24 protein-coding genes and 1 pseudogene are annotated in these 22,104 nt (G+C 72.8%); 13 read left to right on the forward strand and 12 right to left on the reverse strand.

The window, feature by feature from the left end; translation table 11 throughout:
• Nucleotides 1-3 precede the first annotated feature (3 nt).
• Together BCF33_RS09720 and hrcA are read right to left on the reverse strand one after the other, a co-directional pair.
• The gene (locus BCF33_RS09720) at nt 4-579 is read right to left on the reverse strand and encodes a nucleotide exchange factor GrpE (protein WP_106160740.1); all 576 of its coding nucleotides are present in this window, start codon (nt 577-579) and stop codon (nt 4-6) included.
• A gap of 5 nt (nt 580-584) precedes the next feature.
• Nucleotides 585-1,655, reverse strand: coding sequence for a heat-inducible transcriptional repressor HrcA (gene hrcA, locus BCF33_RS09725; RefSeq protein ID WP_106160741.1), 1,071 nt, complete (start codon nt 1,653-1,655; stop codon nt 585-587).
• A 105-nt stretch (nt 1,656-1,760) separates the two neighbouring features.
• Between hrcA and rph the strand changes: the two genes are divergently transcribed.
• Genes rph through hemW form a run of 3 tightly spaced genes read left to right on the forward strand, consistent with a single transcriptional unit; the run spans nt 1,761 to nt 4,215 of the window.
• Nucleotides 1,761-2,471, forward strand: coding sequence for a ribonuclease PH (gene rph, locus BCF33_RS09730; protein ID WP_106160742.1), 711 nt, complete (start codon nt 1,761-1,763; stop codon nt 2,469-2,471).
• The gene (locus BCF33_RS09735; protein ID WP_106160743.1) at nt 2,468-3,094 is read left to right on the forward strand and encodes a non-canonical purine NTP pyrophosphatase; all 627 of its coding nucleotides are present in this window, start codon (nt 2,468-2,470) and stop codon (nt 3,092-3,094) included. Before rph ends, BCF33_RS09735 begins: the two co-directional genes overlap by 4 nt.
• Nucleotides 3,091-4,215: a radical SAM family heme chaperone HemW gene (gene hemW, locus BCF33_RS09740; RefSeq protein ID WP_106161551.1), complete on the forward strand. Its 1,125-nt coding sequence runs from the start codon at nt 3,091-3,093 to the stop codon at nt 4,213-4,215. The genes BCF33_RS09735 and hemW overlap by 4 nt, the downstream gene beginning before the upstream one ends.
• On the opposite strand, the gene BCF33_RS09745 is transcribed toward hemW, so the two are convergent.
• From BCF33_RS09745 to hemJ, 7 genes are all read right to left on the reverse strand, one after another.
• The gene (locus BCF33_RS09745; RefSeq protein ID WP_425432766.1) at nt 4,204-5,085 is read right to left on the reverse strand and encodes a ParB/RepB/Spo0J family partition protein; all 882 of its coding nucleotides are present in this window, start codon (nt 5,083-5,085) and stop codon (nt 4,204-4,206) included. The two genes, hemW and BCF33_RS09745, sit on opposite strands and share 12 nt — an antisense overlap.
• Nucleotides 5,082-5,858 carry a ParA family protein gene (locus BCF33_RS09750; protein ID WP_106160745.1) on the reverse strand — a complete coding sequence of 259 codons (777 nt, stop codon included), beginning with the start codon at nt 5,856-5,858 and terminating at the stop codon, nt 5,082-5,084. The genes BCF33_RS09745 and BCF33_RS09750 overlap by 4 nt, the downstream gene beginning before the upstream one ends.
• A complete protein-coding gene (gene rsmG / locus BCF33_RS09755; RefSeq protein WP_106160746.1) occupies nt 5,859-6,428 on the reverse strand; it encodes a 16S rRNA (guanine(527)-N(7))-methyltransferase RsmG in 570 nt (189 codons plus the stop codon).
• On the reverse strand, nt 6,428-8,128 hold the full coding sequence (mnmG, locus tag BCF33_RS09760) for a tRNA uridine-5-carboxymethylaminomethyl(34) synthesis enzyme MnmG (RefSeq protein ID WP_106160747.1): 1,701 nt from the start codon (nt 8,126-8,128) through the stop codon (nt 6,428-6,430). The genes rsmG and mnmG overlap by 1 nt, the downstream gene beginning before the upstream one ends.
• Entirely contained in the window at nt 8,129-9,400 is a 1,272-nt protein-coding gene (mnmE, locus tag BCF33_RS09765) for a tRNA uridine-5-carboxymethylaminomethyl(34) synthesis GTPase MnmE (protein ID WP_106160748.1), read from the reverse strand. It abuts the gene before it with no gap.
• 4 nt (nt 9,401-9,404) lie between these two features.
• On the reverse strand, nt 9,405-10,673 hold the full coding sequence (gene rho, locus BCF33_RS09770; protein WP_245883838.1) for a transcription termination factor Rho: 1,269 nt from the start codon (nt 10,671-10,673) through the stop codon (nt 9,405-9,407).
• A gap of 206 nt (nt 10,674-10,879) precedes the next feature.
• Nucleotides 10,880-11,335: a protoporphyrinogen oxidase HemJ gene (gene hemJ, locus BCF33_RS09775; RefSeq protein ID WP_106160750.1), complete on the reverse strand. Its 456-nt coding sequence runs from the start codon at nt 11,333-11,335 to the stop codon at nt 10,880-10,882.
• 364 nt (nt 11,336-11,699) lie between these two features.
• On the opposite strand from hemJ, the gene BCF33_RS09780 reads away from it, so the two are divergent.
• The 5 genes and pseudogenes from BCF33_RS09780 to alaE all read left to right on the forward strand — a co-directional run.
• Nucleotides 11,700-12,278 carry a Maf family protein gene (locus BCF33_RS09780; protein WP_245883804.1) on the forward strand — a complete coding sequence of 193 codons (579 nt, stop codon included), beginning with the start codon at nt 11,700-11,702 and terminating at the stop codon, nt 12,276-12,278.
• The gene (locus BCF33_RS09785; protein ID WP_106160751.1) at nt 12,275-13,111 is read left to right on the forward strand and encodes a shikimate dehydrogenase; all 837 of its coding nucleotides are present in this window, start codon (nt 12,275-12,277) and stop codon (nt 13,109-13,111) included. Before BCF33_RS09780 ends, BCF33_RS09785 begins: the two co-directional genes overlap by 4 nt.
• A complete protein-coding gene (gene coaE / locus BCF33_RS09790; RefSeq protein ID WP_245883805.1) occupies nt 13,108-13,689 on the forward strand; it encodes a dephospho-CoA kinase in 582 nt (193 codons plus the stop codon). Before BCF33_RS09785 ends, coaE begins: the two co-directional genes overlap by 4 nt.
• Nucleotides 13,690-13,694: 5 nt before the next feature.
• Nucleotides 13,695-14,366, forward strand: coding sequence for a DNA polymerase III subunit epsilon (dnaQ, locus tag BCF33_RS09795; protein ID WP_106160752.1), 672 nt, complete (start codon nt 13,695-13,697; stop codon nt 14,364-14,366).
• 111 nt (nt 14,367-14,477) lie between these two features.
• A pseudogene (gene alaE / locus BCF33_RS14545) lies at nt 14,478-14,915 on the forward strand (L-alanine exporter AlaE); the annotation flags it as partial.
• On the opposite strand, the gene secB reads toward alaE, so the two are convergent.
• A complete protein-coding gene (gene secB, locus BCF33_RS09805) occupies nt 14,797-15,363 on the reverse strand; it encodes a protein-export chaperone SecB (RefSeq protein WP_106160753.1) in 567 nt (188 codons plus the stop codon). The pseudogene alaE and the gene secB overlap by 119 nt on opposite strands.
• Nucleotides 15,364-15,431: 68 nt before the next feature.
• Nucleotides 15,432-15,971: an FxsA family protein gene (locus BCF33_RS09810; RefSeq protein WP_106160754.1), complete on the reverse strand. Its 540-nt coding sequence runs from the start codon at nt 15,969-15,971 to the stop codon at nt 15,432-15,434.
• Nucleotides 15,972-16,140: 169 nt separating this feature from the next.
• On the opposite strand from BCF33_RS09810, the gene BCF33_RS09815 reads away from it, so the two are divergent.
• From BCF33_RS09815 to BCF33_RS09835, 5 genes are all read left to right on the forward strand, one after another.
• On the forward strand, nt 16,141-16,800 hold the full coding sequence (locus BCF33_RS09815; protein WP_106160755.1) for a Tim44/TimA family putative adaptor protein: 660 nt from the start codon (nt 16,141-16,143) through the stop codon (nt 16,798-16,800).
• Between the two features lie 77 nt (nt 16,801-16,877).
• A complete protein-coding gene (gene mltA / locus BCF33_RS09820; protein WP_106161557.1) occupies nt 16,878-17,873 on the forward strand; it encodes a murein transglycosylase A in 996 nt (331 codons plus the stop codon).
• Complete coding sequence (locus tag BCF33_RS09825; RefSeq protein WP_245883806.1) at nt 17,870-18,454, forward strand: Smr/MutS family protein; 585 nt, start codon at nt 17,870-17,872, stop codon at nt 18,452-18,454. Before mltA ends, BCF33_RS09825 begins: the two co-directional genes overlap by 4 nt.
• Complete coding sequence (gene cls, locus BCF33_RS09830; RefSeq protein ID WP_106160756.1) at nt 18,454-19,857, forward strand: cardiolipin synthase; 1,404 nt, start codon at nt 18,454-18,456, stop codon at nt 19,855-19,857. The genes BCF33_RS09825 and cls overlap by 1 nt, the downstream gene beginning before the upstream one ends.
• A 13-nt stretch (nt 19,858-19,870) precedes the next feature.
• Nucleotides 19,871-20,536 carry an endonuclease/exonuclease/phosphatase family protein gene (locus BCF33_RS09835; protein WP_106160757.1) on the forward strand — a complete coding sequence of 222 codons (666 nt, stop codon included), beginning with the start codon at nt 19,871-19,873 and terminating at the stop codon, nt 20,534-20,536.
• On the opposite strand, the gene BCF33_RS09840 is transcribed toward BCF33_RS09835, so the two are convergent.
• On the reverse strand, nt 20,533-21,750 hold the full coding sequence (locus BCF33_RS09840; protein WP_106160758.1) for an MFS transporter: 1,218 nt from the start codon (nt 21,748-21,750) through the stop codon (nt 20,533-20,535). The two genes, BCF33_RS09835 and BCF33_RS09840, sit on opposite strands and share 4 nt — an antisense overlap.
• Nucleotides 21,751-22,104 lie beyond the last annotated feature (354 nt).

Genomic DNA, 22,104 nt, shown 5'->3' on the forward strand with positions numbered 1-22,104 from the left:
GCGTCAGGCGGCCACCATGCTCGAGACGCCGACCTGCGCGGGCCGCAGCAGGCGCCCGTTCAGGGTGAAGCCCGTGGCCATCACCTCCAGGATGTCGCCCTTCCGGGTGCCGGGCACGGGGGCCTCGAACATCGCCTCGTGGATCTGCGGGTCGAACTTCTCGCCGATCTCGGGGACGATGGCCTCGATGCCGTTCTTCGTCATCACCTGGGTCAGCTCGCGCAGGGTCAGATCGACCCCCTCGACGAGGCCGCCCTTCGCCTCGCGCTCGTCCTCCGGGACCGCGTCGAGGGCCCGGCGGAGGTTGTCGAACACCGGCAGCAGGTCGCGCGCGATCCGCGTGCCGCCATAGGCCTCGGCGTTGCGGCGGTCCTGGTCGGCGCGCTTGCGGACGTTCTCGGCGTCGGCCAGCGCGCGCATCCAGCGATCGCGCATCTCGTCCGCCTCGGCCTCCGCGGCGGCCAGCCGCGCCTCCAGGGACTGCCCTTCGTCCGGCGCCGGGCCGTTCGCGGCCTCCAGGCCGACCTCGGGCTTCTCGGTGGGATCGCCTTCCGGCAGCGTGGGTTTGGCTTCCGCCATGCGCTTCACTCCTTTCGCCCGCCTGCGGCGACGACCTCGCCGACCAGCCGGGCGGTGTAATCCACGATGGGCACGATGCGCCCGTAGTTCAGCCGGGTGGGGCCGATCACGCCCACCGCCCCGACGATGTTCCGGTCGGCGTCCATATATGGAGAGACGACGAGAGAGGAACCCGAAAGCGAGAAAAGCCTGTTCTCCGAGCCGATGAAGATGCGCACCCCCTCGCCCCCTTCGGCGAGCGAGAGGAACTCCGCGATGTCCGCCTTGCGCTCGAGATCGTCGAAGAGGCGCCGGATGCGGTCCAGGTCGTCCGTCTCCTCCTCGAGGAGGTTCGCGCGCCCCCGCACGATCAGGCGCCCCGAATCGTCGGATCCGCCGCCGGCATCCTCCGACCACGCCGCGAGCCCCTGCTCGACGAGGCCCGCGGCCAGCGCGTCGATCTCGCGGCGGCGGGCGGCGACCTCGCGCTCGGTGCGGGCGCGCAGCTCGCCCAGGGTGCGTCCCTCGGCGAAGGCGTTGAGAAAGTTCGCCCCCTCGCGCAGCGCCGAAGGGGTGACGCCCGCCGGCGGCACGAAGACGCGGTTCTCGACCCGCCCGTCCGCCATCACCAGGACCACCAGCGCCCGGTCCGGGGCGAGCGAGACGAACTCGATGTGCTTGATCGGGGCCTCGACCTTCGGCGCCAGCACGAGGGACGCGCCCCGCGTCGCCCCGGAGAGGGCCTCCGAGACGCGGCCCATCAGCCCCGCGACGTCGCCGTCCTCGCCGCGCGCGCCGTCGATCAGCCCGCGCTCCTCCTCGCCCAGGGCCTTCACCTCCAGAAGCCCGTCCACGAACATCCGCAGGCCCGTCTCCGTCGGCACCCGCCCGGCCGAGACGTGCGGGCTCTCGATCAGGCCGAGATGCTCGAGGTCGCTCATCACGTTGCGGATGGTCGCCGCCGAGACGGTCATCGACCGCGTCAGCGTCCGGCTCCCCACGGGATCGCCCGTGTCGAGATAGCCCTCGACCACGCGCCGGAAGACCTCGCGGGCGCGGTCGTTCATGTCCGACAGGATGGCGGCGCTGTCCTGCAAGCGATCTGACCCCTCGTGAGCGGGCTCGATTAAGGCGCGCGCAGCGCTCTGGTCAACGGGGGCGGGCTTCGCCATATCCCCCACCGACCCTGAAAGGACGACCTCATGCGCCCCTCCGGCCGCCAGCCCGCCGAAATCCGCCCCCTTTCCATCGAGGCGGGGTTCACCCGCCACGCCGAAGGGTCCTGCCTGATCCGCATGGGCGACACGCACGTCCTTTGCACCGCCTCGGTCGAGCCGTCCGTGCCGCGCTGGATCAAGGGCTCGGGCCTGGGCTGGGTCACGGCCGAGTACGGGATGCTGCCCCGGGCCACCCATACCCGCGGGCGGCGCGAGGCGGCGGCCGGCAAGCAGTCGGGCCGCACGCAGGAGATCCAGCGCCTGATCGGCCGGGCCCTGCGCGCCGGCACCGACCGCTCCGCCCTGGGCGAGCGTCAGATCACCGTGGACTGCGACGTGCTGCAGGCCGACGGCGGCACCCGCTGCGCCTCGATCGCCGGGGGCTGGGTCGCGCTGCGCCTCGCCGTGAACGGCCTGATGGCGTCGGGCGAGCTGCCGCACGACCCGCTCGGCACGCCCGTCACGGCCCTCTCCTGCGGCATCTACCGGGGCACGCCCGTGGCCGACCTCGACTACCCCGAGGATTCCGAGGCCGACGTCGACGGCAACTTCGTCCTCCAGGGCGAGGACCTGATCGAGCTGCAGATGTCCGCCGAGGGCAAGACCTTCACCCGGGCCGAGCTCGACGCCCTCCTCGACATGGCGCTCGCGGGCGGCAGGGACCTGACGCAGGCGCAGCTCGCCGCTGTCTCGTGACGCGCAGGCTCGCCCCCGGACGCCTGGTGATCGCCACGCACAACTCGGGAAAGCTGCGCGAGATCGCCGCCCTCCTCGCCCCCCACGGGATCGAGGCCGCGGGCGCCGCCGCGCTCGGCCTCGCCGAACCCGCTGAGACCGAGGGGACCTTCGAGGGCAACGCCCGCATCAAGGCCCTCGCCGCGGCGTCGGCCACCGGGCTGCCCGCCCTCTCGGACGATTCGGGGATCGAGATCGAGGCGCTCGGCGGCGCGCCGGGCGTCCGCACCGCCGACTGGGCCGAGACCGGGACCGGCGCGGACCAGAGCGCCCGCCGCGACTTCACCGCGGCGATGGCCCGCGCCCACGACGCCATCCTCGCCGCCGGCGCCCCCGCCCCCTGGCCCGCCCGTTTTCGCGCCACGCTCTGCCTCGCATGGCCGGACGGGCACGACGAGATCGTGGAAGGCCGCGCCGAAGGGCACTTCACCTGGCCCCCCAGGGGCGGGGAGGGCTTCGGCTTCGATCCCGTCTTCACCCCCCTCGGCCACGACCGCACCTTCGGCGAGATGCCTCCCGAGGAGAAGGAGCCGCTGACCCATCGCGCGGACGCGTTCGCCAAGCTGAAGGCCCTCCTGCCCTGACGGACGCGCTCGCCCTCTATCTCCATTGGCCCTTCTGCGCGGCCAAGTGCCCCTATTGCGACTTCAACTCGCATGTCGCCCCGCCCCCGGACGAGGATCGCTGGGCCGCCGCCTTCGAGCTTGAGATCGCGCGGCACCGCGCCCTCGTCGGCCCCCGCGACCTGACTTCCGTGTTCTTCGGCGGCGGCACCCCGTCGCTCATGTCGCCCCGTCTCGTCGCGCGCATCCTGCGCGCCGCCGACCGCGCCTGGGGCATCGGCGAGGGCACCGAGATCACGCTGGAGGCGAACCCCACCTCCTCCGAGGCGGGCCGCTTCCGCGGCTACCGCGACGCGGGCGTGAACCGCCTCTCCATCGGCGTGCAGAGCCTTCGGGATCCCGACCTGAGGCGGCTCGGCCGCCTCCACTCGGCCGCCGAAGCCCTGCGGACCATCGAGATCGCCAGCCGATCCTTCGACCGTACCTCGTTCGATCTGATCTACGCCCGCCAGGATCAGACCCCCGAGGCCTGGAGAATAGAGCTGGAACAGGCACTTAGCCTGAACCCCTCGCACCTCGCCCTCTATCAGCTCACGATCGAGGCCGGGACCGCGTTCGGCGCGCGGTTCGACGCGGGCAAGCTTCCCGGCCTGCCTGGCGACGACCGCGCGGCCGACCTCTGGCACCTCACCCAGGAGGTGACGCAGGCCCATGGCCTGCCCGCCTACGAAATCTCGAACCACGCCCGCCCAGGCGCGGAGAGCCGGCACAACCTGACCTACTGGCGCGGCGGCGACTGGGCCGGGATCGGCCCCGGCGCGCATGGCCGCCTCACGCTGGACGGGCGACGGATCGCGACGGAGACGCCCCTCGCCCCTGGCGAGTGGCTCCACGCCGCCGAAGCCGGGCGCGCGACCGTACACCTGCCCGAGGACGAGCCGGCCGAGATCCTCCTGATGATGGGCCTGCGCCTGCGCGAGGGGGTCGACCTCGCCCGCTACGACGCCTTGGGCGGTCCCCCCCTCGCCTGCCTGCCCGAGTTGATCGGGGACGGCCTCCTGCGCCGCGAAGGCGACCGCCTTAGCCTGACCGATGAGGGCCGCCCGCTTCTGAACGCGATCCTCTCGCGGCTACTCGCCTAGGCTGAACACGCCGAGATGGGCGACGAGGTCGTCCAGCGCGCCCATCCCGTCATAGTGGATCACCACCCGGCCATTGTCGTCCTTGCCCGTCTCGACCTCGACCTTCATCCCGAGGGCGCCCGACAGCTCCTCCTCCAAGGCGATGACGTCCGCGTCCTTCCGCTTCGTGATCCCCTGCCCGCCGCGCTTGGCGGTGCCGCCGCCGCCCGCGGCCTTGGCCTTGGCCTCCAACTGCCTGACCGACCAGCCCTTCGTCGCCGCGTCATGCGCGAGGATCGTCGCGTTCTCGTTCCCCGCCAGCACCCGCGCGTGCCCCATCGAGAGCTGCCCGTCGCGCACCATGTGCTGCACCGGCCCCGGCAGGTTCAGAAGCCGCAGGAGGTTCGCCAGATGGCTGCGCGACTTTCCCATCGCCTCGGCCAGCTGCTCCTGCGTGTGGCCGAACCGGTCCATCAGCGCACGGTAGCCCGCCGCCTCCTCTAAGGGGTTCAGGTCCGCGCGCTGGACGTTCTCGATGATCGCCACCTCCAGCACCTCGGTGTCGTCGAACTCGCGCACGACGACGGGCAGCTCGTGGACCTGCGCGCGCTGGGCCGCGCGCCACCGGCGCTCGCCCGCGACGATCTCATAGCCCTCGCCCTTGGCGCGCACGATCAGGGGCTGGATCACGCCCTTCGACCGGATCGACGCGGCGAGCTCCTCCAATGCGTCCTCGTCGAAGCGTCGCCGGGGCTGGTCGGGGTTCGGCACGATCCGTTCGATGGCCACCACCCGGTCGGGCCGGGCCGGCACGCCGTCCGGCCCGGCATCCGGGATATCCGCCATCAGGGCCGAAAGCCCCCGCCCCAGCCCGCGTTTCCGTTCGCTCACGCCGCGTCCTCCGTCCATCCGTGCCGCTTCAGCATCTCCGCCGCGAGGGCCTTGTAGGCCCGGCTGCCGACTGAGAGGGGGTCGTATTCGGTGATCGGCTGGGCGAAGCTGGGCGCCTCGCTCAGCCGGACGTTGCGGGGGATGCGGGTGCCGAAGACCAGATCGCCCATCGCAGCCCGGACGTCCTGCTCGACCTGCCGCGCGAGGTTGTTGCGGCCGTCGAACATCGTCAGGACGACGCCCTCGATCCGCAGCGCGGGATTGGGCCCCTCGCGCACCGTACGAACCGTCCGCATCAGCTGCGAGAGGCCTTCCAACGCGTAGAATTCAGACTGCAGCGGGATCAGGACCGATCCCGCCGCCGTCAGCGCGTTCAACGTCAGAAGGTTTAGCGAGGGCGGGCAGTCGAGGAGGACGTAGTCGTCCGTGGTCGCGGACAGAGCATCCGCCAGAAGATGCAGGCGCCGCCGCTCGCCCATCAGCTCGACGTCGGCCGAGGAGAGGTCGCCCGTCCCGGTGACGATGCGCAGGTTCGCCGTTCCGGTCCCGACGATGCAATCCCCGAGGTCCGCCCCCTCGACCAGAAGGTCGTATGTCGTCAGGTCGCGATCCTCCGGCATTACCCCGAGGCCCGTCGAAGCGTTGCCCTGCGGATCCAGGTCGATCACCAGGACCGACCGCCCCTCCCCAGCCAGTGCGGCGCCGAGGCTGATCGTCGTCGTGGTCTTTCCGACGCCGCCCTTCTGATTGGTGATCGCGACCACACGGCTCATTCAACGCATCCTGTCCAGAACGAGGATCCGGCCGTCCCCGGATGTCGCAGTGGGATAGTCCCGAAGTTCGAACGCGTCGAGATCGTCGTTCGCCTCTTCGACCTCTTCCCGCCAACGCCGCCCCTTCTGCAGGATCGCCCGTCCCCCGACCCGGAGGTGCCGGCGAAGAAGCGGGATCGTCCGCACCAGGGGTGCGAAGGCGCGCGCGGTGACGACGTCGGCGTCCTGCGGTGCCAGGTCCTCCAACCGCTCGGCACGGATCTCGACGTTCAGAGACAACTCCCGCGCAACCGCATTCAGGAACGCGGCCTTCCGGCGATCGGCCTCGACGCCGACATGGTGGAGGCCGGGCATGGCGATCGTCATGGGAACGAGGGGGATTCCGCCGCCCGATCCGAAGTCGACATGGCGCTCCGCGCCGCCGGGGACATAGGTCAGCGGCTCCAACCCGTCTGCGAAATGCCGCGTCTCGAACGCGTTTAGATCGGACGGTGCGAAGAGCTGTATCCTGGGGTTCCAACGGTGGACGAGGTCGGCGTATCGCTGAATTGTTCCACGTGGAACATTCATCAGGCGGCCTTGCGGATCGCCGCCATGATTCGGGCAACCGCGGTGGGCGTCATCCCCGGGATGCGCTGAACGTCTTCCAAGGTCTTCGGGGCCGACCGCGTCAGCTTCTCGCGAAGCTCGCCCGAGAGGCCGGGGAGGTCGAAGTCGATCCCGACGGGTATGGCGACGTCCCGATCCCGCCGCGCAGCCTCCACCGCACGCGCTTGGCGTTCGAGATAAGGCCGATAGAGGCGCTCCGCCTCCTGAGCGATCCGCTCGCCGCGGCCTATCCCCTTTCCTTCGCGGATACGCCGCCGACGATCCGTGACAGCCACCCTTTCCGCCTCGGTGACGAGGCCGGCCGCCCCGGCGATCTCGGTCAGCCGTTCGTCCGCGTTGTCGGGCCGAAGCGACAAGCGGAACTCGGCCCGGCTTGTGAACATCCGGTAGGGCTCGGTCACGCCGCGTGTAGTCAGGTCATCGACGAGGACGCCGAGATAGGCCTGATCTCGCCCGAGCACGAGCGGATCGTGGCCCGCCACACGAAGGGCCGCGTTAGCCCCGGCCAGAAGCCCCTGCGCCGCGGCCTCCTCGTAGCCGGTCGTGCCGTTGATCTGCCCGGCGAGGTAGAGGCCGGGCACCTCGCGCGCCTCCAAGGTCGGCGCGAGGGCGGTCGGCTGGATGAAGTCGTATTCGACGGCATAGCCAGACTGGAGGATCTCGGCCGCTTCGAGCCCTTCGATTGTCCGGACGTAGGATCGCTGCACGTCCTCGGGCAGCGAGGTGCTGATGCCGTTGGGATAGATCCACCCCGTCTCCCGGCTCTCGGGTTCGAGGAAGACGTTGTGCGAGGTGCGATCCGCGAAGCGGACGACCTTGTCCTCGATGGAGGGGCAGTAGCGCGGGCCGATGCTGTCGATCCGCCCGCCATACATCGCCGAGCGGTCGAGATTGTCCGCAACGATCTCGTGCGTCCGGGGGTTGGTCTGGGTGATGCCGCAGGCGACCTGTTCGCACCGGATGCGGTCTGTCCCGAAGGACAGGAACACCGGATCGGGGTCGGAGGGCTGTGTCGCGACGCGCGGCCAGTCGATCGTCCGCGCGTCGAGGCGCGGCGGCGTCCCTGTCTTCAGTCGGCCGATCCCCGGAAAGACGTCCCGCAGCTGCGCGGCGAGAATGCTCGCGCTGTCGTCGCCGATCCGGCCGGCCTCGCGGCTGACGTCGCCGATATGGATTCGCCCGCCGAGGAAGGTGCCCGTGGTCAGCACGACGGCCGGAGCATGCAGTTCGGACCCGTCCGACAGGGCCACGCCCGCCACCCGTCCGCCGGCCAGGACGAGGCGCGTCACCTCCCCCGCGCGGAAGGCGAAGGCGGCCGTCCTCACGTAGTCCCGGACGATCCGGGGATAGGCGGCGCGGTCGATCTGGGCGCGGGGGCCCTGCACCGCCGGCCCCTTGCTGGCGTTCAGCAGGCGGTAGTGGATCGCGGCCCCGTCGGAGAGGCGGGCGGTCACGCCGCCCATGGCGTCCACCTCCCGCAGGAGATGGCTCTTCCCGACCCCGCCCATGGCAGGATTGCAGGAGAGGGCGCCCCAGTCCCCCTCACGCATCGAGAGGACGAGGGTGCGCGCGCCGGCACGGGCGGCGGCGTCCGCAGCCTCCAGCCCCGCATGGCCGGCGCCGATCACGATGACGTCGTATGAATGTTCCACGTGAAACATCTACTTCCCGATGCAGAAGCTCGCAAACAATCGGTCGAGCACGTCCTCCACATCGGTCCGTCCCAGGAGGCGGTCAAGCACGTGGAGCGCGGACCACAGCCCTTCGGCGGCGATCTCCAGCGCGTCGGCTTCGAGGGCGGCGATGACGGATGCCATGGCCTCGGAGAACGCCGCGAGGAGGTCGGCGTGACGGCGGCGGGCGAAGGTGCCCGAGCTCGCCGCACGTCGCGAAAGCGTCCCGGCGATGCGGTCCAGAAGGCGGTCGACCCCCTCCCCCGTGAGGCCCGAGACGCCGTCCGGGACGGTGGAGAGGTCGGCCTTGGCCGCGACGAGGATGTCCCCCGAACGGGGTTCGGGCGCGTCCGGCGGCGGGGGTCCGAGATAGACGCGCAGGTCGGCCTCGGTCGCCACCTCGAGCGCGCGGTCGATGCCGAGACGCTCGACCCCGTCGGCCTCGCGGATGCCGGCGGTGTCGACGAGGCGCACGGCGAGCCCCCGGAGGTCGAGCGGCACCTCCAGCCGGTCGCGGGTGGTTCCAGCCTCGGGGCTGACCAACGCGATCTCCCGACCTGCTATCTTGTTGATTAGAGTTGATTTTCCGACGTTCGGCGCGCCGATCAGGGCGACGGTGAACCCGTCGCGGATCCGTTCTGCGGCGCCGATCCCCCGGCGTTCTACCGCCAGTTCGGCGAGGACGGGGTCGACGATCTCGCGAACCTTCGGGCGGACGTCCTCGGGGATGTCGCCATCGTCGAACTCGAGCGAGGCCTCGCACCAGGCGAGGGCTTCGGTCAGCGCGTCCTTCCAGCGCGAGAGGACCGTCTCGGCGTCGCCGCCGGCGAGGCGCATCGCCTGGCGCCGCTGGGCCTCCGTCTCGGCGTCGAGGAGGTCGCCGAGGCCCTCCACCTCCAGGAGGTCGAGGGTGCCGTTGGCGAAGGCGCGGCGCGTGAACTCGCCCGGGCCGGCCGGGCGGGCCCCCTGCCCTTCGAGAAGGTCCATCACCCGGTCCGCGATCACGGGGGCGCCGTGAAGGTGCAGCTCGACCACCGCCTCGCCGGTGAAGGAGGCGCCCGCCTCGAAGCGCAGGACGAGCGGGCGGTCGATAAGCTCGCCATCGTGGCGCAGGTCGCGCAGCCCGGCGCGACGCGGCGGCGGCAGAGGGCCGCACAGCGCCTCGGCCATCGCGGCGGCATCGGGCCCCGACAGCCGCAGGACGGCGACGCCGGCCTTCCCCCGGGCCGTGGCCAGGGCGAAGATCGTGTCGCCGCCCATGGCCTCAGGTGTTCATGGAGTCGAAGAAGTCAGCGTTGGTCTTGGTCTGCTTCAGCTTGCCGATCAGGAACTCCATCGCGTCCATCGTGCCCATCGGGTTCAGGATGCGGCGCAGGACGAAGGTCTTCTGCAGGTCCTTCGGGTCGATCAGCAGATCCTCCTTCCGGGTGCCGGACTTGAGGATGTCCATCGCCGGGAACACGCGCTTGTCAGCCACCTTGCGGTCGAGGATGATCTCGGAGTTGCCGGTTCCCTTGAACTCCTCGAAGATGACCTCGTCCATGCGGGAGCCGGTGTCGATCAGCGCCGTCGCGATGATGGTCAGCGAGCCGCCTTCCTCGATGTTCCGGGCCGCGCCGAAGAAGCGCTTGGGCCGCTGGAGGGCGTTGGCGTCCACGCCGCCCGTCAGGACCTTGCCCGAGGACGGGACGACCGTGTTGTAGGCGCGGCCCAGCCGGGTGATCGAGTCGAGCAGGATGACCACGTCGCGCTTGTGCTCGATCAGGCGCTTGGCCTTCTCGATCACCATCTCGGCGACGGCGACGTGGCGGGTCGGCGGCTCGTCGAAGGTGGAGGAGATCACCTCGCCCTTCACGGTCCGCTGCATGTCGGTCACCTCCTCCGGGCGCTCGTCGATGAGGAGGACGATGAGGTAGCACTCGGGGTGGTTGGTCTCGATCGACTTGGCGATGTTCTGGAGGAGGACCGTCTTGCCCGTGCGCGGCGGCGCGGTGATCAGCGCGCGCTGGCCCTTTCCGATGGGCGCGACGAGGTCGATGATCCGGGCCGAGCGGTCCTTGATGGTGGGATCCTCGATCTCCATCGTCAGCCGCTCGTCGGGGTAGAGGGGCGTGAGGTTGTCGAAGGCGACCTTGTGGCGGTTCTTCTCGGGCTTCTCGAAGTTGATCGTCTCGACCTTGGTGAGGGCGAAGTAGTTCTCGCTCTCGCCGGGGTCGCGGATCACGCCCGTCACGGTGTCGCCCGTCCGCAGCGAGTTCGAGCGGATCATCTCGGGCGAGACGTAGATGTCGTCGGGGCCGGGCAGGTAGTTCGCCTCCGGCGCGCGGAGGAAGCCGAAGCCGTCCTGCAGCACCTCGAGGACGCCGTTGCCGCCGATGGTCCAGCCGTCCTCGGCCCGCTCCTTGAGGATGGAGAACATCAGCTCCCCCTTCCTCATGGTCGAGGCGTTCTCGATCTCGAGCTCCTCGGCGTAGTGGACGAGGTCCTTGGGCGAGGTGGCCTTGAGGTCCGAGAGGTTCAGCCGCTCGTCCACGACGGGGCGCTCGCCGGTTTCCTCGGTCTCGACCTCGCGGTCGATGGTCTGGGTGTCTTCGGTCATGGGTGCTCTCTCGGGACCGGGCGCACCGTCACGGCGCGTCGCAGCGGTCCGGGTTTGGGAAGCGACCTTGCGGCCAGGACGGCCGGTCGCGGAAGGGTTAGCCCGTGCGGTGCCGGGGGGTCAAGTCGCCGTCGCCGGGGCTACCAGCGGACGATCACCGACAGGACGATGACGACCAGCAGAAGCGTCGGCACCTCGTTCATGATGCGGTAGGTCCGGCCGTCCCGCGTGTTCGTGCCGGCGGCGAACTCCTTCCGGCGGGTGGCGAGCCAGCCGTGGAACCAGCTCATCGCGAGGACGGCGGCGGCCTTGGTCCAGGGCCAGAGCTGGGACCAGTCCACCACGCCCGGCGTCGCGACAAGGAGGAGGCCGAGGACCCAGGTGGCGATCATCGCGGGGTTCATGATCGCCCGCAGGAGCAGCCGCTCCATCGTCTGGAACATCTCGTCCGTCTCGGGGCCCAGGTCGCCCACCCGCTCGGCGTGGTAGACGTAGAGGCGCGGCAGGTAGAACAGCGCCGCCATCCAAGCGATCACCGCGATCACGTGGAAGGCCTTGGTCCAAGGATAGGCCGCCTGGAGGAGATCGAGGAACATCCCCGCCTCTCTGCCCCCTATCTATAATAAAGAGAAGATAGAGATGATGATGTTGTAGGGATGCCGCAGAGTTGTGGATTGGCTACACGTCCACAGGGTTGTGCAGCGGGGACACGGTGACGTTGCCGATAGGGAAACGGATTGCGCCCCAAGGCCTTGGAACGAGGGACCCAGTGCACGTTCGATGTAGGTTCCCGCCGTGCGGCCTTCAAGGCACACCCGCCGCGGACCGGCGGAGCCGTCCTTTCCACAGGTGGGGGAATCGGTGGGCGGCGGTGGACGGACGGGCGGACCGGCGGACGGACCGCCCCCCGGCGCCGATCCGTCCGCGCCCGTCCACGATTCGTCCGGAGGTCGTCCACAGGTGATCGTGCTGGCTTCGGGATCGGCGACGCGCGCGGCGATGCTGCGGGAGGCGGGGGTGCCCTTCGAGGCGGCGGCCCCGCGCGTGGACGAGGCGGCGGTCCGCGCAGCCCTCGCGGCCGAGGGCGCGGGCCCGCGGGACATGGCGGACGCCCTGGCCGAGGCGAAGGCGCGCAAGGTGGCGGGCCGGCGGCCGGAGGCGTTGGTGGTCGGCTCGGACCAGGTGATGGACCTTCGCGGCGAGGCGCTGGGCAAGGTCCGGGGGGCGGAGGCCGTCGCCGCGCGCCTCCTCGCCCTCTCGGGGCGCGATCACCGGCTGCACTCGGCCGCCGTCGCCTGCGAGGGGGGCGCGCCGGTCTGGCGGCACGTCTCCTCCGTGCGGCTGAGGATGCGGCCGCTCGCGCCGGAGGAGGCGCGCGCCCTGGCGCGGCGGCCCGCGCTGGAGGGCAGCATGGGCTACCTCTTCGAAGAGATGGAGGATCTCTTCGAGGAGGTGCGGGGCGAGCGGGAGGCGATCCTCGGCATGCCGATGGCGGCGCTGTTGCGCTGGCTGCGCCTTCGGGGCGAGGTGGGGGCATGACGGACCGGATCCCCCTCGCCGGCGTGCTGGGCGCGCCCGTCTCGCATTCGCGAAGCCCCGCGCTGCACGCGCACTGGCTGCGGTCGCTGGGGCTGCGCGGCCACTACGTCCCCATCCACGTCGAGAATGAGGACCTCGCCCGCGTGCTGGGGGTCCTGCCGGGCCTGGGCTTCGCGGGGGTCAACGTGACCGTCCCCCTCAAGGAGCGGGCGCTGGAGCTCGCCGAGCACGTGACCGACCGCGCCGCGCTGATCGGGGCGGCGAACACGCTGACCTTCCGCGCGGACGGCACGGTCCACGCGGACAACACGGACGGGCACGGCTTCATCCAGGCGCTGCGGCAGGGCGCGCCGGATTGGTCGCCGGGCGCGGGGCCGGCGGCGGTGCTGGGCGCGGGGGGCGCGGCGCGCGCGGTGGTGGCCGCGCTGCTGGAGGCGGGCGTGCCCGAGGTGCGCGTCGCCAACCGCTCGCGCGGGCGGGCGGACGCCCTGAGGGCGGATTTCGGGCCCCGCGTCTCGGTGGTGGACTGGGGCCGGGCGGGGTCGATCTTCGACGACGCGGCGCTTGCGGTGAACACGACCTCGCTGGGGATGACGGGCCAGCCGCCCCTCAGGGTGCCGCTCGACGGGATCGGGCCGGGCGCGGCGGCGATGGACCTGGTCTACGCGCCGCTCCGCACCCCCTTCCTGCAGGAGGCCGCGGCCGGCGGCGCCGTCACGGTGGACGGGCTGGGGATGCTGGTCCACCAGGGCGCGCCCGGCTTCGAGCGGTGGTTCGGCAAGCGCCCCATGGTGGACGAGGCCGCCCGCCGCGCCGCGCTGGGCTTCGGGTGACGCGCGCCGGCCGGATCGTCGGCCTGACGGGCAGCGTCGGGATGGGCAAGACCACCACCGCCGAGATGTTCGCCGCGGCCGGCCTGCCGGTCTGGGACGCCGACGCGGAGGTCGGGCGCCTCTATGCCCCCGGCGGGGCGGGCGTGCCGGTGGTCGAGGCCCGGTTCCCGCAGGCGGTCCGGGACGGCGCGGTCGACCGCGCCGCGCTGCGCGCCGCCCTCCTGTCGGACGCGGGGGCCTTGGCGGCCTTCGAGGGCGAGATCCACGCCCATGTCGCGAAGGCCCGCCGGGAATGGATCGACGCGCGGGCGGGCGACGTGATCCTCGACGTGCCCCTCCTCTTCGAGGCGGGGATCGACGCGGGCTGCGACCTCGTGGTCGTGTGCAGCGCCCCCGAGGCCCTCCAGCGCGAGCGGGTCCTCGCGCGCGAGGGCATGACCGAGGACCGGCTGGCGGTGATCCTGTCGCGCCAGATGCCCGACGCCGAGAAGCGCGCGCGGGCGGACTTCGTGATCGACACGTCCACGATGGAGCGCGCGCGCGAGGGGGTGCGCCGGGTGCTGGAGGCGCTTAGGTAGGCCCCATGCGCGAGATCGTCTTCGACACCGAGACCACGGGCTTCGACCCCGAATCGGGCGACCGCGTCGTCGAGATCGGCGCGATCGAGCTGAAGGGCCACATGCCGACGGGCAACGTGTTCCACCGGTACATCGACCCCGAGCGGGACATGCCCCAGGGCGCCTTCGAGGTGCACGGCCTGTCCTCGGAGTTCCTGCGCGGCAAGCCCAAGTTCGCCGAGGTCGCGGCCGAGTGGATCGCGTTCGTGGGCGACGCCCGCCTCGTCGCGCACAACGCCGAGTTCGACTTCAAGTTCATGAACGCCGAGCTTCGCCGGGCCGGCCACCCGCCGATGGGCCCCGGGCGGATGGTCGATTCGCTGGCCATCGCGCGAAAGCGCTTCCCCGGCGCGAGGAACAGCCTCGACGCGCTCTGCGCGCGGTTCGGGGTCGACAACTCGGCGCGCGAGAAGCACGGCGCGCTCCTCGACTCGGAGCTTCTGGCGGAGGTCTATCTCGAGCTGATCGGCGGCCGCCAGCCGGGGCTGGAGCTGGCCGCCGGCGGGCGCGAGGAGGGCGAGGGCGGCGCATGGCGCCCCCCGCCCCGGCCCACGCCCCTGCCGCCCCGGATCACGGACGCCGAGGCGAAGGCGCACGCCGCCTTCGTGGCCACGCTGGACGGCGGCGGGCGCTGGTAGGGGGGGTTCTTCGCCGACACGGGTGGCGCCGGTCGTCTTCTTCACGGCCGCGGGCGTCCTGGACGAGCGCTTCGTGGCGGGGACGACCGGGACGAGGTCGCCGCCGCGAGCCGGGCGATCGGTGTGCCGCTCATGGCGCCGACGGCGCGGCCCTGCGGGCCTCTGGCGGGACCGGGTGATGGGGCGGGGCGGCTCCGCTCGGCGCTGCTGCGCGACATGGCCGCGCTGCGGTCCTTCCAGCTTCCGATCTATGCGGCGATCGTCATGGCGGGCGGCGCCCACGGCACGAAGGTGGCCGCCGGCGCCCGCGGCGCGGCGGTCATCGTGCCGGTCGGCGGCCCGCCCCGTGGCCTCTGGCCGGACCCGGTGCGGCGCCGGTCCGAGCTGCCGCCCGGCGGGCCGGGGCCCATGTCGCCGGGCGGCTCAGCGGTCAGGAAGCGGGCTGCTCGGCCGCCTTCTTCTGCTGCTGCGCGAGGATCTGGTTTCGGTAGAGGCCGACGAAGTCGATCTGCTCGAGGTTCAGCGCCGGGAAGCCGCCGTCGCGGGTGACGTCGTGCACGATGCGCCGGACGAAGGGGAACAGCATCTGCGGGCACTGGATCAGGAGGAACGGGTGGAGCTGGTTCTCCGGCACCCCCTCGACCTGGAAGAGGCCGACATAGTCCAGCTCGAGCAGGAAGAGCGTCGCGTCCCCGTCCCGCTGGCGGGACGCGACGTTCAGCTTCATGCCGACCTCGTACTGGTTCTCGGACTGGCGCTTCTTGGCGTCGAGGGCGACCTGAACGCGGATGTCGGGCTGCACCTCGCCCTTCAGGCCCTTCTGCGCGAGGATGTTCTCGAAGGAGAGGTCGCGGACGAACTGCCCCAGGACCTTCATCGTGGGGGCCGCCTGCTGGGGCTGCGTCGCTTCGCCGCCCCCCTGCCCCCCCTGGCCCTGGCCTCCCGTCGTCGCGTCCGTGCCCGCGCCCGTGGCGGCGCCGTTCTCGTTCTCGGCCATGGGGCCTCCTGGTGGGGTTGCGTGCCTTGCGTGCTCGGGCGGGGCTATAGCGGGCAGGCCGGCGGCCCTCAATGGCGCGTCCAGCCCGAGGGGGGCGTGCCGGGGTCGGGGCGGGGGCCCGCGGCGGCGCCCGGGCCCACGGGATCGGCGGGGTCGGCCTCCTCCCACTCGCCCTCGATCACGCCGGACGGGGCCGGCCGGCGCCGGGCCGGGCGCGGCCGGCCACCGGGCGCCGGGCGCCCCGCGCCGCCCATCACGCCCACGGTCATCCGCCGGCCCGCGCGGCGCATCACGAAGTCGCGCACCGCCGGGACCAGCAGCGCGAAGCCGACCGCGTCCGTGAAGAAGCCCGGCGTCAGCAGGAGCGCGCCCGAGAAGATGATCATCGCCCCGTGCGCGAGCGGACGGGTCGGATCCTCGAGGTTGGAGAGGCTGCCGCGCACGCCCGCCAGCGCCTGCCGCCCCTGCGTGCGCACCATCCACGCGCCGAGCGCCGCCGTCAGGATCACGATCCCGAGGGTGGGCCAGAGGCCGATCCAGCCGCCGACCTGGATGAAGAGGCCGATCTCGACGATGGGCACGATCAGAAAGACGAGGAAGAGGGGCATCGGTGCTGTCGGGTCCTCTGGGGCGGCCCGGGCGGGCCTGGGATCGCTCGGCGGGGACCGGCCCCGGCCGCTTCGCGCGCGCGCGCCGCATGGACTTGGCCGCGCGCCCTTCCTAGATATGTGACCCGCGCCGCCCGTTTCACCCCCCCCCGCGAGAGGTCCCGCCCGCATGAACGCCGCCGTCATCCAGCTTCTGGTCCTCGCCGGGGTCGCGCTGTTCCTCATCCTGCGGCTGCGATCGGTCCTCGGCACGCGCGAGGGGTTCGAGAAGCCCCCCCTCGAGCGTCCCGCCCCCGAGGCGCAGCGCCGCCCGGACTTCGAGGTGATCGAGGGCGGGCCCGATCCCGACATCGTGGACCACGTCCCCGAGGGCAGCCCGGCCGCCGCGGCGCTGGCCCGCATGAAGGCGGCCGAGCCCTCCTTCCACGTGGGCGAGTTCCTCGAAGGCGCCAAGCAGGCCTACGAGATGATCCTCATGGCCTTCGAGAACGGCGACCTCGCGCCCGTGCGCGGCTTTCTCTCCGAGGACGTCGCGGCGGCCTTCCAGGAGGTGATCGACCAGCGCGCCGACCAGGGGCTGCGGGTGGACGCCACCTTCGTCGGCCTGCGCGAGATCGCCGTGAACGACGCCGAGTGGGACGAGGCCGGCGGCGTCGGCGAGATCACGCTGCGCCTCGTCGGCGAGCTGACGAGCGTGGTGCGCGACCTGGAGGGCGAGGTGGTGGAGGGCGACCCCAACACCATAGCGCCCCAGCGCGACATCTGGACCTTCGCCCGGCGCATGGGCGCGGACGATCCGAACTGGCAGCTCGTCGCGACGGGCGGCTGAGGCAGCGTCCGGTGGCGTCGGCATGGCTCCTGCCGGGGGTGCTGGCGCTTCTGGGCCTGGGGGCGGGCGGAGGGGCCATGGCCGAGATCGAGACCGCGCCCCGGCACGAGATGCTGCGCTTCGACGAGCTCGACGGTTGGGCCGGGGACGACCACGCCGCGGCCCTCGCGGTGTTCCAGACGTCCTGCCACCGCCCCCCGGGCCCGGACTGGGACGGCGTCTGCGCCGTCGCCCGCCGGACCGAGCCGGCGCAAGCGCGGGCCTTCTTCGAGGCGTTCTTCCGGCCCGTCCTCACGACCGCCGGGCCGGGCGGCGGCACCGTGTTCACCGCCTATTACGAGCCGGAGCTCGCGGGATCGCCCCGGCGGACCGCGCGCTTCGACGTGCCGCTCTACGCCGTGCCGCCCGAGCTGCCCGAGGGCGGCGCCTGGCTGACCCGTGCCGAGATCGAGGCCGGCGCGCTCGCCGGGCGGAACCTCGAGATCGCGTGGGTCGAGGATCCTGTCGACCTCTTCTTCCTGCAGGTGCAGGGGTCGGGCCGCGTCCGCTTCCCGGGCGGGGGCGGGGTGCGCGTGGGCTATGGCGGCAAGAACGGGCACGAGTACCGCTCCGTCGGGCTGGAGATGATCCGCCGCGGCCTCGTAGAGGAGCATCGCGCCAGCGCGGAGGTGATCCGGGCCTTCGTGCGCACCAACCCCGACGAGGGGCGCGCGCTGCTGCGGCACAACGCCTCCTACGTGTTCTTCCGCGAGGTGGAGGTGGACCCCGCGCTCGGCCCGCTGGGGGCGCTGAACCTCTCGCTCGTGCCGCACCGCTCCATCGCGGTCGATCCGGGCTACCACCCGCTCGGCGCGCCCGTCTGGATCGAGAAGGACGGCGCCGCGCCCATCCGGCGCCTCGCGGTGGCCCAGGACACCGGCAGCGCGATCCGCGGCGCGCAGCGGGCCGACATCTTCTGGGGCACGGGGGCGGAGGCGGGCCTCGCGGCGGGGCGCGTCCGCGACGGCGGGCGGATGGTGACCCTGCTGCCGGTGCGGGCGGCCTACGCCCTGGCGCCGGACACCGGCCTGTGAGCCGCCGCCGCCGCCAGGGGCTGAGCGCCGAGGACCGCGCCCTCTGGGAGGTCGTGGCCAGCGGCGTCGAGCGGATGCACCCCGCCCCGCCCCGGCCCCGCGCCCCGAAGCCCTCGCCCGTGCGCCCGGCCCCCGAGGGGCCCGCGCCGGTGCCGGCCTTCCGCGTCGGCGCGAAGGCCCCCGCGGTCCGGCCGTTCCCCGACCTCGCCGCCCCCGGGTCGTCCCCTGGGCCGTCCCCCGGGTCGTTGGCGATGGACGCGAAGAAGGCGCGGCGGCTGCGGCGGGGGGCGCTGCGGCCCGAGGCGCGGATCGACCTTCACGGGATGACGCTCGACGCCGCGCACCCCGCGCTCCTCGGGTTCGTGGCGCGCGCCCATGGCGAGGGCAGGCGGCTGGTCCTCGTCATCACGGGCAAGGGCCGCGCCGGCGCCGCCGCTGGCGGGCGCGGGGCCCTGCGCCGGCAGGTGCCCTTCTGGCTGGCGCAGGGGCCGCTCGCCGCGCTGGTGCAGCAGGTGATGCCCGCCCACCGGCGCCACGGGGGCGACGGCGCGCTCTACGTCTACCTGCGGCGGGGGCGGTGATGGAGGGGATCTGGGACGCCCTCGTGCCGCTGTCGCTCTGGCAGGCGGCGCTGACCCTCGTCGGGGCGGGGATCGCATGGTCCGCGATCACGACCGCCCGGACGCCGCAGGGCGCGGTGGGCTGGGTCGTGTTCCTCGTCAGCTTCCCGCTCATCGCGATCCCGGGCTACCTGATCTTCGGGCGCATCGGCTTTCGGGGCTACCTGCGCCGCCGCCGCGCGGTCGAGACGCGGACCAGCCCCGGCCCCGACGCGACGGGCCCGGACTGGTCGCGGCTGGCGACGATGGACGCGATCTCGCCCTTCCCGGTCACCTTGGGCAACCATCCCGACCTGCTGATCGACGGGGTCGAGACCTTCCCCGCCCTCTTCGAGGCCATCGAGGCCGCCCGCACGGAGGTCCTCGTCCAGTACTACATCGTGCGTGCCGACGAGATCGGCTGGGCGCTGCACGAACGCCTGCTCGCCGCGGCCTCCAGGGGGGTCCGGGTGCGGTTCCTCTGCGACGCGCTGGGCTGCCTCTGGCTTCCGCGCCGCTACCTCCGGACGCTGCGCGAGGGCGGGGTCGAGGCCCATGTCGTGCACGGCCCCAGCCGGCCCGTGGGGCGGCTGGGCCTGAACTACCGCAACCACCGCAAGACGGTGGTGGTGGACGGGCGCGTCGGCTTCACGGGCGGGATCAACGCCGCGCGCGAATATGTCGACGGCGGCAAGTTCGACGCCTGGCGCGACACGCACCTGCGCGTCGAGGGGCCCGTCGCCTGGCACCTGCGCGAGAGCTTCGCTGACGACTGGAAATGGGCCTCGCACGGTGTCGAGCTGCCCGCGGGCGACCTCGAGAGACCGGAGGAGGGGGACGGGCTGCCCGCCCTCCTCGTGCCGACCGGCCCCACCGACGAGCTCGAGCGCGGCTCGCTCCTGGTCTGCGCGCTGATCGGGCTGGCGCGGCGGCGGCTCTGGATCGCCTCGCCCTATCTCGTGCCGCACACGGACCTGCTGACGGCGCTGCAGCTCGCCGCCAAGCGGGGCGTGGACGTGCGCCTGCTGATCCCTGAGAAGGCCGACCACCGCCTGCCCTGGCTGGCCGCGCGCGACTACCTCGCCGACCTCGACCAGGTGGGGATCGAGGTCCACGCCTACAGGCCCGGCTTCATGCACCAGAAGGTCTTCCTCGTGGACGACGACGTGGCCAGCATCGGCACGCTGAACCTCGACATCCGCAGCGTGATGCTGAACTTCGAGACCTCCGTCCTGGTCGAGGACGAGGGCTTCGCCGCCCGCGTCGAGGCCATGCTGGAGCGCGACTTCGCCCGCGCCCGCCGCCTGGACACCGACCCCGCCACCATGCCCCTCTGGCTGAAGGCGGCCGCGCCGGTGGCGCGCCTCTTCGCGCCCGTGCTGTGAAAGGGAAGCGCCCGTGAGGATCGTGTCCTGGAACATCCGCAAGGCAGTGGGCCTCGACTGGCGCCGCAGCCCCGCGCGGATCCTGTCGGCGCTGGACGACCTCGCGCCCGACGTCGTCCTCCTGCAGGAGGCCGACAAGCGCATCGCGCCCCGCCCCGCCGCCCTGCCCTTCCGCCTGATCGAGGCGCACGAACGGCTGGAATGGTTGCGCGTCGCCGACACGGAGGTGTCGCTGGGCTGGCACGGCAACGCCATCCTGCTGCGCGAGGGGCTGCAGGCCGAGTGCCTGTCGCGCCTGACCCTGCCGGGCCTCGAGCCGAGGGGCGCGGTGATCGCGCGGGTCGGGGACCTGCTGCTCGCGGGGTGCCATCTGGGCCTTCGGCGCGCGGACCGGCGGCGGCAGGTCGATGTCATCCTCCGCGAGGCCGAGCGGTTCGGCATCGAGCGGCTGGTGATGGGCGGCGACTTCAACGAATGGCAGATGAACCCGCTGCTCGGCACCACCTACCACGCGCTCAGCGACGTGACGCCGGGGCCGACCTTCCACGCCTCGCGGCCCATGGTGGCGCTGGACCATTTCGTCCTAGGGCCGGACCTGCGGGCGAAGGGGTCGGGCGTCTGGGGCGAGGCGCCCGCCAACCGCGCCAGCGACCACCTGCCGATCTGGGTGGACCTCTAGGCCCGCCCGGGCGCCGCCCGCGCGAGGCCGGCGGCCGCCAGCCCCGCCGCCCCGAGAAGGTAGAGCGCGATCCACCCCATCTGCGCGGGGAAGTCGTGCCCCGCGTCGATTAGCGCCCCCGTCAGCCAAGGCCCCAGAGCCGAGCCGAGGACCATGATCGCCGAGGCCATCGCCCGGATCGCGCCGAGGTGGCGGGTGCCGAACCGCTCGGCCCAGAAGGCGGCGACGACCGTGTGGTTCGCCCCGGTGGTCAGGGCGGTCGCCATCAGCGCAAGCGTCGCCCCCGCCAGCGTCGCGGCCCCCGCCATCAGCAGGAACCCCGCCGCCATCGGGACCGCTGCGAGGGAGATCAGCCGCCGCGTGCCGATCCGGTCGAGCAGCACCCCCGCCCCGACGGAGGCGGCGACCGAGACGGCCGTGTAGGCCGGGAAGAGGGCAACGAAGCCCAGATGCGTCCAGCCCTTCACCGCCGCGAGGTGCACCTGCAGGAAGAAGAGCGCCGTGCCGAAGGCAGGCGGCCCGAGGAGGAGGGGCACGAGCGTCCAGAAGAGCGGCGAGCGCAGCACCTCGCCCCGCGTCCAGTGCCGCCCGTCCGCGCCCGGAACGTCCGCCGCGCCGGGACCCGGGGCGCGGGGGTCCCGCTCCACCGCGAGGAGGGCGCGCAGGACGGGGATCGCCGCGAGGACCAGCGCGGCGCAGGAAAGCCAGAGCGTCCGCGCCCCGAAGGCCGGCAGCGCCGCCACGAAGGTCATCGGCAGCAGCGACTCGCCCAGGGCGAAGCCGAGGCCGGCGAAGGCCAGGGCCTTGCCCCGCGTCCGGGTGAACCAGCGCGCCATGGTGACCCCCGCGAGGTGCGAGGACATCCCCTGCCCGAAGAACCGCAGGAAGAGCACCGCGAGCGGCAGGAGAGGCGCGGGCACCACGGCCATGAACGCGCAGGCCGCCGCCAGCCCCAGGAAGACCAGCGTGCCGAGGCGCCGCGCCGGCATCGTGTCGGCCAGCCCGCCCGCGAAGACGACGATCGCGGCCGAGGCGATCGTGCCGAGGGCGTAGGTCCGGCCCCATTCCCCTTCCGTGAGGGCGAAGGCGGCCCGGATCTCGCCCGCGAAGACGGAGATGAAGAAGGTCTGCCCGAAGGAGGACACGAAGGCGAGGAGCGCGCCCGCCGCGAGCCAGCGGAGGTTCTCCCGGACGAAGGCGGCGGCCGCGCGCATCCCCGCCCCCTGCGCGCCCGGACCCGGCGGCGCAAGCCCCGGGGGGGCTGGGAAGGGGCCGGGGATACGGGGGCGCTGCCATGCGGGCGGCCGCGCCGCCGGGCAGGTTGGCGCGGGCGACCGTGGCCGGCGCGCATGCCTGCGTGGCCCCCGCGCAACCCGCGCCCGCCGCCGGGGCCGCCGGGGCCGCCGGCGTCTGGCCCGCCCCCGCGCCGTCCGGCTAGGGATCGCCTGGCCCGGGCATGGGACGCCCCGGCGCTGGCACCGGAACGACCATCCCATGAAGAGCCCCTTCCCGGCCATCGCGAACCGCCGCGCAGCCGCCGCGTCCCCACCGGCGTTCCGGGGCGGGAC

The sequence above is a fragment of the Hasllibacter halocynthiae genome, from assembly GCF_003003095.1.
GTDB classification, from domain to species: Bacteria; Pseudomonadota; Alphaproteobacteria; order Rhodobacterales; family Rhodobacteraceae; genus Hasllibacter; species Hasllibacter halocynthiae.